This is a genomic window from Streptomyces sp. NPDC024017 (genome assembly GCF_040638895.1).
In the GTDB taxonomy this organism is placed as follows: domain Bacteria; phylum Actinomycetota; class Actinomycetes; order Streptomycetales; family Streptomycetaceae; genus Streptomyces.
Genome location: NZ_JBEZYZ010000005.1, coordinates 12,437 through 24,149, shown reverse-complemented (window position 1 = coordinate 24,149; position 11,713 = coordinate 12,437). Strand labels below are relative to the sequence as shown.

General features: G+C 71.3%; 10 protein-coding genes and 2 pseudogenes. 3 read left to right on the top strand and 9 right to left on the bottom strand.

Going from position 1 to position 11,713, the window contains the following annotated elements; all coding sequences use genetic code 11:
- Positions 1-67: 67 nt before the first annotated feature.
- From AB0G20_RS14355 to AB0G20_RS14340, 4 genes and pseudogenes are all read right to left on the bottom strand, one after another.
- Positions 68-514: pseudogene (locus AB0G20_RS14355) on the bottom strand (ATP-binding cassette domain-containing protein); the annotation flags it as partial.
- Positions 511-687, bottom strand: a pseudogene (locus AB0G20_RS14350) (ABC transporter permease); the annotation flags it as partial. The pseudogenes AB0G20_RS14350 and AB0G20_RS14355, both read right to left, overlap by 4 nt.
- Positions 688-823: 136 nt before the next feature.
- On the bottom strand, positions 824-2,074 hold the full coding sequence (locus AB0G20_RS14345) for an Ig-like domain-containing protein (RefSeq protein ID WP_361301041.1): 1,251 nt from the start codon (positions 2,072-2,074) through the stop codon (positions 824-826).
- A 264-nt stretch (positions 2,075-2,338) separates the two neighbouring features.
- Positions 2,339-2,668 carry a hypothetical protein gene (locus tag AB0G20_RS14340; protein WP_361301038.1) on the bottom strand — a complete coding sequence of 110 codons (330 nt, stop codon included), beginning with the start codon at positions 2,666-2,668 and terminating at the stop codon, positions 2,339-2,341.
- Positions 2,669-2,798: 130 nt separating this feature from the next.
- On the opposite strand from AB0G20_RS14340, the gene AB0G20_RS14335 reads away from it, so the two are divergent.
- A complete protein-coding gene (locus AB0G20_RS14335) occupies positions 2,799-3,092 on the top strand; it encodes a hypothetical protein (protein ID WP_361302393.1) in 294 nt (97 codons plus the stop codon).
- A 67-nt stretch (positions 3,093-3,159) separates the two neighbouring features.
- Here AB0G20_RS14335 and hutH read toward each other — a convergent pair whose 3' ends face one another.
- From hutH to AB0G20_RS14320, 3 genes are all read right to left on the bottom strand, one after another.
- Positions 3,160-4,698, bottom strand: a complete 1,539-nt coding sequence (gene hutH / locus AB0G20_RS14330) for a histidine ammonia-lyase (protein WP_361302390.1) — start codon at positions 4,696-4,698, stop codon at positions 3,160-3,162.
- 95 nt (positions 4,699-4,793) lie between these two features.
- On the bottom strand, positions 4,794-5,942 hold the full coding sequence (locus AB0G20_RS14325) for a GGDEF domain-containing protein (RefSeq protein WP_361301035.1): 1,149 nt from the start codon (positions 5,940-5,942) through the stop codon (positions 4,794-4,796).
- Positions 5,943-6,030: 88 nt separating this feature from the next.
- On the bottom strand, positions 6,031-6,831 hold the full coding sequence (locus AB0G20_RS14320; RefSeq protein ID WP_361301032.1) for an enoyl-CoA hydratase-related protein: 801 nt from the start codon (positions 6,829-6,831) through the stop codon (positions 6,031-6,033).
- A 217-nt stretch (positions 6,832-7,048) separates the two neighbouring features.
- Between AB0G20_RS14320 and AB0G20_RS14315 the strand changes: the two genes are divergently transcribed.
- On the top strand, positions 7,049-7,705 hold the full coding sequence (locus AB0G20_RS14315) for a hypothetical protein (RefSeq protein WP_361301029.1): 657 nt from the start codon (positions 7,049-7,051) through the stop codon (positions 7,703-7,705).
- 47 nt (positions 7,706-7,752) lie between these two features.
- Here the strand turns inward: AB0G20_RS14315 and AB0G20_RS14310 are convergent, their stop codons facing one another.
- Together AB0G20_RS14310 and AB0G20_RS14305 are read right to left on the bottom strand one after the other, a co-directional pair.
- Positions 7,753-8,859, bottom strand: coding sequence for an adenylate/guanylate cyclase domain-containing protein (locus AB0G20_RS14310; protein WP_361301026.1), 1,107 nt, complete (start codon positions 8,857-8,859; stop codon positions 7,753-7,755).
- Between the two features lie 265 nt (positions 8,860-9,124).
- On the bottom strand, positions 9,125-9,991 hold the full coding sequence (locus AB0G20_RS14305) for a biotin--[acetyl-CoA-carboxylase] ligase (protein ID WP_361301023.1): 867 nt from the start codon (positions 9,989-9,991) through the stop codon (positions 9,125-9,127).
- A gap of 110 nt (positions 9,992-10,101) precedes the next feature.
- On the opposite strand from AB0G20_RS14305, the gene AB0G20_RS14300 reads away from it, so the two are divergent.
- Positions 10,102-11,706, top strand: a complete 1,605-nt coding sequence (locus tag AB0G20_RS14300; protein WP_361301020.1) for an acyl-CoA carboxylase subunit beta — start codon at positions 10,102-10,104, stop codon at positions 11,704-11,706.
- Positions 11,707-11,713 lie beyond the last annotated feature (7 nt).

The following is an 11,713-nucleotide window of genomic DNA, read 5'->3' as shown; positions in this document are numbered from 1 at the left end:
AGGGCGGTATGAATTCCGTCGGCCGACTGTTACACAGCCGTCGGAACTCCGTTACAGGGCGGCGTGGTTACGCACGCGCGTTCTCCTTGACAGAGATCCGGCCCTTGCGGATCGTCGCCACACGCGGAGCCTTCTTCGCTATCGCCGAGTCGTGGGTGACCATCACGAAGGTGAGGCCGAGTTCCTCCCCCATGCGTTCGAGAACGTCCATGATCTCGTCGCGCATCGATTCGTCCAGATTTCCGGTGGGTTCGTCCGCGAGGAGCACCTTCGGCTGTTTCACCAGGGCCCGGGCGATGGCCACGCGTTGCTGCTGACCGCCCGACATCTCGCTCGGAAGATGCGCGAGTCGCTCGCCGAGGCCGACCGACTTCAGGGCTTCGGCGGCCTGTTCGCGGCGCTGTTTCGGCTTCACGCCGAGGTCGCCGTCGGGGATGGTGAGGTCGATGCCGTCGAGGGCCTGGACGGTGTCTTTGGCGCGGGCGTAGTTCTTGGTGACAGCTCTTAGTTCATGTCCGTGCCCAGTCCGTACAGCGACTGGAGGACCTTGTCCTGCGCCCTGCCCATGCCGGCGGACACGGACGTGACGACGATGACCAGCGCGATACCCAGCGCGAGTCCGGAGGCGACGACGAGGGCCGCCCTTCTGCGGCGGCGCAACTCGCGCCTCAGGTAGGTGAAGAACATGGCCGCAAGCTAGGGACGGTCTGTGATGAGGACTTGAGCCGCGTATAAGAGCTGGATGAGAAGAGACGAAAGGCCGCCGCCCACCCCTTGTCCGGGGTGGGCGGCGGCCTTTCGCGTCAGTGCAGTCGGCGAACCGTCAGAGCTCCGAGCCGGCCTTCCAGTCGGCCCAGCTCATGTTCCAGCCGTTGAGGCCGTTGTCCGGCGCGACCGTCTTGTCGCCGGTGTTCTCGACGACCACCACGTCACCGAGCATCGAGTTCTTGAAGAACCACGCGCCCGGGGTGTTCGGGTCGTTGGCGCCCTTGGCGTCCTGCAGGCCGACGCAGCCGTGGCTGGTGTTCACGCTGCCGAAGATGGACTTCGCGCCCCAGTAGTTGCCGTGGATGAACGTGCCGGAGCTGGAGAGGCGGATGGCGTGCGGCACGTCCTTGATGTCGTACTCGCCCTTGCCGTCGTCGTCCGTGAAGCCCACGGTCGCGCCGTTCATGCGCGTCTCCTTGAACTTCTCGGACATCACCATGATGCCCTCGTAGGTCTTGTTCTCGGGCGAGCCGGCGGAGATCGGGATCGTGCGGACGACCTTGCCGTCCTGCGTGATCTTCATCTTCTTGGTCTTCGCGTCGACGTACGAGACCTGGTTGCGGCCGATCTTGAAGGTGACCGTCTTCTGCTGGACGCCGAAGACGCCCTCGGCTCCCTCGACACCGTCGAGCGCGAGCTTCAGCGTGACGGTGGAGCCTTCCTTCCAGTAGTCCTCGGGCCGGCAGTCCATGCGGTTGGCGTTGAACCAGTGACAGGCGACCTCCTGGCCGCCGGTCGTGCTGACCTTGATGCCCTTCTGGACGGCGGCCTTGTTGGTGATCGCCTTGTCGAAGTTGATCGAGACCGGCATGCCGACGCCCACGGTGGTGCCGTCGTCCGGCGTGAAGTTGCCGATGAAGCTGTTGTCCGGGGAGACCGTGGTGAACGAGGCGTTCTCGTGGGCGACGCGACCGTCGGAGTCCTTCGCCTCGGCCGCCAGCTTGTAGGTGGTGGACCGCTCCAGCTGCGTGCTGGGCTTCCAGCTGGTCTTGTCGGCGGATATCTGGCCGCTGACCTCGTTGCCGTCGGCCGTCGTCATCTTCACGTCCGTGAGGGTGCCCTTGCTCACGGTGACGGCTGCGGAATTGTTGATCGAGGCGTTGTCCGAGCCATCCTTGGGCGTGATCTTGATCTGGGCCTCGGAGGTCTTCTTGGCTGCGGCCTCGTCGACCTTCGACTGGGAGCTGTCGCCTCCGTCGCTCCCGGAGGCGTTGTCGTCGCCTCCGGAACACGCCGAGAGCATCAGCACTCCGCCGAGCAGTGCGGACGCGACCGTCAGGCCCTTGCGCCGCTTACTGACCGTCATCACACGCTTCTCCATCGTTGCCGATTTCCCCAAAACCCCGAGTGTCCCCGTCAAAGCTGAGTGCCCCCGTCGGGACCCGTAAGTCCTCGTCCCCAACTTTCAACGCTACGGCCGGTTCGCCCGGTTCCCCAGGTCGCGCAGGTGTGGGGATCACCACGTCCGTGACGGACGGTGCCGGTCGATACGGGTGCGGTCGGTGCGCCTCGTGAGACGCGAAGACCCCGGGCGGCGGTTGCCGCCCGGGGTCACGCATTCCCGAACAGCTCAGCCGTCGCTGTCGTCGCCATCATCCTCGTCGAGGTCCCAGTCCGGCGAATCGGGGTCGTAGTCGATCCGTTCGCTGCTCCAGGACGCCTGCTGGAGTTCCACCCCCGGGACCTGGCTGACCAGGTCGAATGGATCAATGAGGTAGGCGAGGGCCTCCGCGGTGTCTTCCGTCACAGCGCCCTCGGCGTGGGCCCGTTCCGCCGCCGGCATCTCTGCCTCGCCGGCGATCCGGCCCAATGCGGACTTGGTGACCGCGTCCGCGTCGTCGACCTCGAGAACGACTTCCACCCGAAGCCGTACAAAACGTGATGTCTCTGGAGTGCTCATGGCGGGAGCGTACGTCCAGGTCCTCCCGTGACTTTCCCGTGACCCGCGACTTTCACTAACATCGCCCCACACGGCCAATTCGCCGACGTCACAAGGGGATCGATATTCCGTGTCATCCGCTCGCCGTCCGTTGCTGACCGCCACCGCCGCGGCCTCCCTGCTGGGCGCCCTGTGGTTCGTCCCGTCCGCCAACGCGACGTCGGACAGCCCGATGAGACACGCGGTCTCGGTGAGTCCGTCGCCGCAGGTCACAGAGCAGGCGCGGATCGCGGCCACGACCGCGGAAACCTCCGTCACCGGCACCCGGCTCGCCGACACCGGCAGCTTCGACAGCACGCCCTACGTGATCGGCGGGACCTTCTTCCTCACGCTGGGCGCCGGGTTCGTCGTCTATTCCGTGCGCCGGGAACGGCTCGGTTTCTGACCGCACTTGACGCAGGACGGGAGGGGTCCCGCCCTGCGGCGGAACCCCTCCCGTGCGTCCGGCCGCCCTACCGGAGCGGCCCGGTCACCTTCTCCACCGCGGCCAGCAGCCGCCCGTCGCGCACGAACGCGTCCGCCGCGGCGAGATCGGGCGCGAGGAACCGGTCCGGCCCGGGCCCCTGGACTCCCGACTCCCGTACGGCGTCGATGACCGCCTGCGACGCGGGCGCCGGGGTCAGCCCTTCGCGCAACTCGACGGCGCGCGTGGCGGCATAGAGCTCGATGGCGATCACGCGGGTGAGGTTGTCGACGGCCGTGCGCAGCTTGCGCGCCGCCGACCAGCCCATCGAGACGTGGTCCTCCTGCATCGCGGAGGACGGGATCGAGTCGGCCGACGCCGGTACGGCGAGCCGCTTCAGCTCGCTCACCAGCGCGGCCTGCGTGTACTGAGCGATCATCAGGCCCGAGTCCACACCGGCGTCGTCGGCGAGGAAGGGCGGCAGGCCGTGGCTGCGGTTCTTGTCGAGCAGCCGGTCGGTGCGCCGCTCGGCGATGGAGCCGAGGTCGGCGGCGGCGATGGCGAGGAAGTCCAGGACGTAGGCGACGGGCGCGCCGTGGAAGTTGCCGTTGGACTCCACACGCCCGTCGGGCAGCACGACCGGGTTGTCCACGGCCGAGGCCAGCTCGCGGTCGGCGACCAGCCGGGCGTGGGTCATGGTGTCCCGCCCGGCACCGGCGACCTGCGGGGCGCAGCGCACCGAGTAAGCGTCCTGGACGCGCGGGGCGTCGTCCTGGTGGTGCCCGGTCAGCCCGGACCCCTTCAGCACGGCCAGCATGTTGGCGGCGCTGGCGGCCTGCCCCGGATGCGGCCGGATGGCGTGCAGTTCGGGGGCGAGGACCTTGTCGGTGCCGAGCAGGGCCTCCAGGGACAGCGCGGCGGTGACGTCGGCGGACCGGTAGAGCGTCTCCAGGTCGGCCAGGGCCATCACCAGCATGCCGAGCATGCCGTCGGTGCCGTTGAGGAGGGCGAGGCCCTCCTTCTCGCGCAGTTCGACCGGCTGGATGCCGTGCGCGGCGAGGAGTTCGGCGGCCGGGCGCACGACACCGTCGGGGCCTTCGGCGTCGCCCTCCCCCATGAGCGCGAGGGCGCAGTGGGACAGCGGCGCGAGGTCGCCGGAGCAGCCGAGGGAGCCGTACTCGTGCACGACCGGGGTGATCCCGGCGTTGAGGAGGTCGGCCATGGTCTGCGCGACCTCGGGCCGTACGCCGGTGTGCCCGGAGCAGACGGTCTTCAGGCGCAGGAACATCAGGGCGCGGACGACTTCCCGCTCGACGGCCGGACCCATCCCGGCGGCGTGCGAGCGGACGATGTTGCGCTGGAGCTGTGCGCGCAGCTCCGGGCTGATGTGCCGGGTCGCCAGGGCGCCGAAGCCGGTGCTCACGCCGTACACGGGGTCCGGCTTGGCCGCCAGCGCGTCCACGATCTCGCGGGCCGCGGCGAGGGCGGCCACGGCCTCCTCGGAGAGCTCGACGCGGGCGCCGCCGCGCGCCACGGCGAGCACGTCGGACGCGGTCACCCCGGACGTCCCCACCACCACAGTGTGCATATCCATATTCAGGAGCGTACGCAGTGAATTCGATGATGTCACCACTGGGGGCGCCGTTCACCCCTTACCGAATGCGTCACACCGCCGGGCCCGGGTCAGGGCGCGTGCCGGCCCCGGAACCGCCGGCGCTCACCACCGGCCTCCTGGGACGGCTCGTCCGCGAGCCGCACGACGGGGTCGTCGGGCCCGGCCCGCCCGGCCACGACCGGCTTGCTCGCCCGCTCGGCCTTGGCCCGGTACTGGGCGGCGTCGGCGAGCCGGAACAGGCGCCGGGCCGAGCGCACGGGCCCGATCGGGTCCTCGGTGGACGCGACCCCGCAGGCCACCCCGTCCCCGAGCTCCAACTCGGCAGCCCTGCGGCACAGTTCATTGGCCGCCTTCACGACCTGGTCCGCGGGCGGCCCGACCGCGAGCAGACAGAACTCGTCCCCGCCGAGCCGCGCGGCCAGCGCCCCCGGCAGCATGGCCCCGCACAGCGACAGCACGGATCCGAACCGCTCCAGGAGCCGGTCACCGGCGGCGTGCCCATGGGTGTCGTTGACCCGCTTCAGCCCGTTCAGATCGCAGACGACGAGACTGACCACGGCGCCGTCCCGGCGGTGCCGCTCGATCGCCCGCTCCAGGCGTACGTCCACGGCACGGCGGTTGGCCAGTCCGGTGAGGGAGTCGGTGAAGGCGAGCCGTCGGGCCTCCTCCAGCCGCTCGGTCTGGGCGATGCCGGCGGCCACGACGGAGGCCAGGACCGTGGCGAAGTCGGCGTCGCCCCGCCCGAAGACGGCCTCACCGGCCGGGCGGGCGACATACAGCTCGCCCCAGGCCCGCCCGTGCAGCACGATGGGCGCGACCACGCAGCAGCCGCGGCCCCGGCGCCGCAGGGCGGCGACCCGCTGGTGGCAGTACCCGGGCTGCCCGGCGGCGGGCCCCTCGGCGGTCTCCACCCAGGCGTCGGGCTCCCCGCCTCCGGCCCACTGCTCGTGCAGGAACTCGGTGATCTCCGCGAACTGGTGCACCGGGTAGGCCTCGTCCTCCGGGAACTCCTCCTCCCCCTCGGCCAGCTCGCCGACGTTCACCAGGACCCTCAGCCGCCCGAGCTCCCGCTCCCACACCGACAGCGCGGCAAAGCTCCCGCCCAGCGCCCGGCACGCCCCGGTGGCCGCGGCACGCCACGCCTCACGCGACCCGTGCGCGGCCGCCATCCCCTGAGCCAACGCGACGACGGCCGCCAGCCGTCTGTCCTCACCCATCACTCCAGGCTAGGGAGTTTCCAGCCAGACTGACCTGTTTACGACGCGAACGGGGACGACCGATATCACCCGGCGGCGCCCCGGCCCCTTACTCCCCCGGCCACTCCGGCTTGCGCCGCTCGTTGAAGGCCGCGACACCCTCCGCCCGGTCCCCCGAGAACGCCGTGGCCCGCCACGCCGCGTCCTCGACCTCCAGCCCGGCCCGCAGATCCAGCCCCTGCCCGAGCCGCAGCGCCCGCTTCGCCGCCCGCAGCCCCACGGGCGAGTTCCCGGCGATCCGCCCCGCCAGCGCCAGCGCCGCCTCCCGGTCCCGTCCCTCCTCCACCAGCTGATCGACCAGCCCCAACTCGCCCGCCTCCGCGGCCTCCACCCGCCGCGCGGAGAAGATCAGCTCGGCCGCCCGGGCCGCCCCGACCCGCCGCGGCAGCAACTGCGTGCCCCCGCCCCCGGGGATCACCCCGACCGACACCTCCGGCAGCCCGACCACCGCCGTGCTGTCCGCCACGATCACGTCACACGCCAGCGCCAGCTCGAACCCGCCCCCGAGGGCGAACCCGTGCACCGCGGCCACCGTCGGCACCGGCAGCTCCAGCACCCCGGTGTACGCCCCCCGCGTCACCGGCCGCTGCCGCAGCAGATCCGCGTCGCTGAACGAGTTCCGCTCCTTCAGATCCGCCCCGACACAGAACGCCCGCTCATGCGTCGAGGTCAGCACGACCGCCCGTACGTCCCGGTCCTCCCCCAGTGCCGTGCACGCCCCGGCGATGGACCGCGCCATCTCGGTCGACACCGCGTTCATGGCCTTGGGCCGGTCGAGGACGAGCTCCGCGACATGCCCCTGCTCATGCCGCCGCACCAGCACGAACTCCCCGAACCGTTCCTCACTCATGACACCCTCCGGTTAACGCGGGTTAACAAGGTCGACGCTCAGATCATCGCAGCCGCACCCCACCCGCGAAAGGGCGGACGCGTCCGGTTCCCCCCACCGCCCCCGCCCACCCGTTCGAGTGACATCACCCCAACTCCGACCCAACCGCCCATGGGAGCGCATAGCGTGCGTCCCCCACGGCGCACAGGGGGCGCAGGTGCATCGGGGAGGGACCGGGATGACGACGAGCACGACGACGAGACCGCAACGGGACGCCGGGACCGCCACGGCGCCCCACGAGCCGGCCCCGGCCGAAACCGGCCCCTTCGCCCCCCGCGTCCGGGGCCGTCACCGCAAGCCCCGCCCCCGCAAGGTCCTGCTCGCCGCCGGCGGCCTCGCCCTCGCCGCGGGCGCCCTGAGCCTCCTGCGCCTGACCTCCGGCCCGGGCACCCACGCGGGCACCGTCGAGGCCGAGCCCCGCCCGGACCCGGCCGCCACCGCCACGGACGACGCCACCGACACCGCCGCGGTCTTCCCGGCGGCCCCCGACGTGAGCCCCTCGTCGCCCATGGTTCTGGGCGGTCTGCCCCCGTCGCCGGTCACCAAGGGCGCGCGGCCGTCCCCGTCCACCACGACCGGCACCACGGTCACCTCCACGGCCGCCGATCCCGCGCCCACGACCATCCCCGACACGCCGAACACGCCCGCCGCGGCCCCGGCGCCGACGGCCTCGGGCGGCGACGCCCCGCGCCCGGCCCCGGCCTCGCCCGCACCACCGAGCCGGACCGCACCGGCCCCGGCATCCGAGCCCGAGGAGCCGAGGAAGCCGCACAACCCGGGCCTGTGCGTGCCGGTCATCGGCCTGTGCGTGGACTCGCCGACGGGCCGCCACTGAACACCCACCCGCGCCCGGCTAGGCCACGGCGCCCCGCAGACGGCCCGCTACGGCGCCGCGTCCCGCCGCGTGAGCAGCCACGGCTCCACGACGCCCAGGCCACGCACCGGCCGCTGCCACATCGGCTGGAGCCCGAACCGGTACACCGGGGGCTCCTCGCCCTCCTTCTCCGCCGCCGCGGCCTCCTCGGCCGCCTCCGCCTCCGAGCTCGGGGCGTCCTGCGTGCGGATCAGCTCCTCTGCGAAGGCGGTGTCGACGAGGACGGCGTCCTTCGGAGCTATCGAGGTGAGCCGGGAGGCCAGGTTCACGGTCGTACCGAACACATCACCCATTCGGGTGGTCACGGTGCCGAACGCCATGCCGACGCGCAGCTCGGGCATCGTCTCGTCGTGCGCCATGGTCTCGATCAGGCGCAGGGCGATCTCGGCGGCCGTGCCCGCGTCGTCTGCGGCGTAGAGCACCTCGTCGCCGAGGGTCTTGATCAGCCGCCCGCCGTTCGCGGCCACCAGGTCGGCGGCCGTGGTCTCGAAGGCCTCGACCAGCTCGCCGAGCTCCTCCTCCTCCATGCGGCGGGTCAGCCGTGTGAACCCGACCAGGTCGGCGAAGCCGACGGCCAGCCGCCGGTCCACCATCTCGTCGTCGTCGGCCGCCTGCACGACCCGTCCGGCCGAGGCGGCGAGCTGCCGGCGCCAGACGTAGACCAGGAACTCCTCCAGCTCGGGCAGGAGCAGCTCGACGATCGGGTACGTCACCTCGGTGCGCGTCATGCCCGGCTCGGGCGGCTCGGTCAGCCCTTCCAGGAAGGAGTCGATCTGCCACTCGGCGAGCCGCGCGGTGGTCTGCCCCGTGGACCGGGCCACCTGTACGGCCATCGCCTCGCTCAGCAGGCCCGCCTCGACGAGACCGGCGAGGCGCCGCAGGGCGAGGACGTCGGCCTCCGTGAGGGCCTTGGCCTGCCCGATGTCGGCGAAGCCCATGGCCCGCCAGAAGCGGGAGGCCAGTTCCATGGAGACACCGGCGCTGCGGGCCGCCTGAAACGGGGTGTAGCGGCGCTCGGCGCCGAGGATGAGCCCTTCGAGGCGCAGGGCGAGCGGATCCTCGCCGGAGTCGGCGCCCTGCGCGTCCTCGCCGGAACCCGAGTCGTCGACGGTCACGCGTGTTGCCCTTCCGATCTGTCACGGTCATGTATCGACCGGCCTCAACTCTACGGCAGGTGTGCGCCAGCTCACTCCGTTTGGTTCGGCCGACGGATGAGGTGCCCGGCGTCGTACAGGAACTCGGCGTCTCTGCCGCTGCCCCCAGCGGGCTCCGCCCCCTGGACCCCCGATCGGCCTGAACGGCCTCGTCCTCAATCGCCGGACGGGCCGGAAGCACCTGACCCGCACCCAGGGCCAGGTCGCAGAACGACCCGGCCTGCGATCACGCCGGCCTCAGGTGCACGATGTCCCCGGCCCCGACCGGCTCCTGCATCCCCTCCTCCGTCGCCAGTACCAGCCGCCCGTCTCCGTCCACGGCCACCGCTTCCCCCACGACCGAGCGATCCCCCGGCAGCTCCGCCCGGACCACCCGGCCGAGCGTCGCGCAGCCCGCCGCATATGCCTCGTGCAATCCGCAGACGCCCGCGTCGCCCTCGGCGGCGCGCCACTTCCCGTACCACTCCTCCAAGGAGCGCAGCATCCCGCGCAGCAGGGGGTCCCGGTCCGTGCTCACCGCCCCGGCCAGCGCCAGCGACCCCGCCGTGGGCACGGGCAGCTCGTCGTCCTTCAGCGAGACGTTGATGCCGACCCCGATGACGATCCCGTCGTCGCCGGCCCGCTCGGCCAGGATCCCGCCGGCCTTGCGTTCCGCTCCCCCCACCGTGACCAGTACGTCGTTCGGCCACTTCAGGGCCGTGTCGACGCCCGCCGCCCGGGACAGTCCCGTCGCCACCGCGACCCCCGTGAGCAGCGGCAGCCACCCCCAGCGCGCCACCGGCACCTCGCTCGGCGTGAGCAGTACGGAGAAGAAGAGGCCGGAGCGGGGCGGCGCCGTCCACTGGCGGTCGAGGCGGCCACGGCCCGCCGTCTGCTCCTCGGCGACCAGCACCGCGCCCTCGGCCGCCTCGCCCTTCGCAGCCCGGGCCACGAGGTCGGAGTTGGTGGAGCCGGTGCGCTGCACCACGTCCACCTCCGACCACAGCCCTCCCTGCCGCACCAGACCCTTGCGCAGGGCGGTGATGTTGAGGGGCGGACGGTCCAGGTCCGACCACCGGCTTCCGTTCGGCTCTGATGCATCTCGCGGCGTCATGCAAGCCACCCTAGGTGTGGTAAACGCCGCACTGCCGATGCGGAGGCACCCCACTACTCTACGGATGAGTAACCGTCCCCCCTTTTGAGCAGGCAGGGAGCCGCATCCCGATGTCCGAGCCGGAAGAGCAGCAGCAGCCCGACATTCACACGACCGCGGGCAAGCTCGCGGATCTGAAGCGACGCATCGAGGAAGCGACACACGCCGGCTCCGCACGTGCCGTCGAGAAGCAGCACGCCAAGGGCAAGCTGACGGCCCGTGAGCGGATCGAGCTCCTGCTCGACGAGGGCTCCTTCGTCGAACTCGACGAGTTCGCCCGGCACCGCTCCACCAACTTCGGCCTCGACAAGAACCGCCCGTACGGCGACGGGGTCGTCACCGGGTACGGCACCGTCGACGGCCGCCCGGTCGCCGTGTTCTCGCAGGACTTCACCGTCTTCGGTGGTGCCCTCGGCGAGGTCTACGGCCAGAAGATCGTCAAGGTCATGGACTTCGCCCTGAAGACCGGCTGCCCGGTCATCGGGATCAACGACTCCGGTGGCGCCCGCATCCAGGAGGGTGTGGCCTCGCTGGGCGCGTACGGCGAGATCTTCCGCCGCAACACCCACGCCTCCGGTGTGATCCCGCAGATCAGCCTGGTCGTCGGGCCGTGCGCGGGTGGCGCGGTCTACTCCCCGGCCATCACCGACTTCACGGTCATGGTCGACCAGACGTCGCACATGTTCATCACCGGCCCCGACGTCATCAAGACCGTCACCGGCGAGGACGTCGGCTTCGAGGAGCTGGGCGGCGCCAGGACCCACAACGCGACCTCCGGAGTCGCCCACCACATGGCGGGCGACGAGAAGGACGCCATCGAGTACATCAAGCAGCTGCTGTCGTACCTGCCGTCCAACAACCTCTCCGAGGCCCCGGTCTTCCCCGAGGAGGCCGACCTCGAGGTCAACGACGAGGACCGCGAGCTGGACGTGATCGTCCCGGACAGCGCGAACCAGCCGTACGACATGCACGCGGTGATCGAGCACGTCCTGGACGACGCCGAGTTCTTCGAGACGCAGTCGCTGTACGCGCCGAACATCGTCACCGGCTTCGGCCGGGTCGAGGGCCACCCGGTCGGCATCATCGCCAACCAGCCGACGCAGCTCGCCGGGTGCCTGGACATCAAGGCCAGCGAGAAGGCCGCCCGCTTCGTGCGGACCTGCGACGCCTTCAACGTCCCGGTCATCACGTTCGTCGACGTCCCCGGCTTCCTGCCCGGCGTCGGCCAGGAGCACGACGGCATCATCCGCCGCGGCGCCAAGCTGATCTACGCCTACGCCGAGGCGACCGTCCCGCTCATCACGATCATCACCCGCAAGGCCTTCGGCGGCGCCTACGACGTCATGGGCTCCAAGCACCTGGGCGCCGACCTCAACCTCGCCTGGCCGACCGCCCAGATCGCCGTCATGGGCGCCCAGGGCGCGGTCAACATCCTGCACCGCCGCACCATCGCCGAGGCCGAGGCGGCCGGGGAGGACCTGGAAGCGGTCCGGGCGCGGCTCATCCAGGAGTACGAGGACGCCCTCCTCAACCCCTACGTCGCGGCCGAGCGCGGCTACATCGACGCCGTGATCCTGCCGTCCGAGACCCGCCGGCACGTCGTACGCGGCCTGCGTCAACTGCGTACGAAGCGGGAATCCCTGCCTCCGAAGAAGCACGGCAACATCCCCCTCTAGCCCGCAG

Coding starts and splice junctions, on each gene's coding strand:
- AB0G20_RS14345 (WP_361301041.1), bottom strand. CDS start 2,074: ATGACGGTCAGTAAGCGGCGCAAGGGCCTGACGGTCGCGTCCGCACTG.
- AB0G20_RS14340 (WP_361301038.1), bottom strand. CDS start 2,668: ATGAGCACTCCAGAGACATCACGTTTTGTACGGCTTCGGGTGGAAGTC.
- hutH (WP_361302390.1), bottom strand. CDS start 4,698: ATGCACACTGTGGTGGTGGGGACGTCCGGGGTGACCGCGTCCGACGTG.
- AB0G20_RS14325 (WP_361301035.1), bottom strand. CDS start 5,942: ATGGGTGAGGACAGACGGCTGGCGGCCGTCGTCGCGTTGGCTCAGGGG.
- AB0G20_RS14320 (WP_361301032.1), bottom strand. CDS start 6,831: ATGAGTGAGGAACGGTTCGGGGAGTTCGTGCTGGTGCGGCGGCATGAG.
- AB0G20_RS14315 (WP_361301029.1), top strand. CDS start 7,049: ATGACGACGAGCACGACGACGAGACCGCAACGGGACGCCGGGACCGCC.
- AB0G20_RS14305 (WP_361301023.1), bottom strand. CDS start 9,991: ATGACGCCGCGAGATGCATCAGAGCCGAACGGAAGCCGGTGGTCGGAC.
- AB0G20_RS14300 (WP_361301020.1), top strand. CDS start 10,102: ATGTCCGAGCCGGAAGAGCAGCAGCAGCCCGACATTCACACGACCGCG.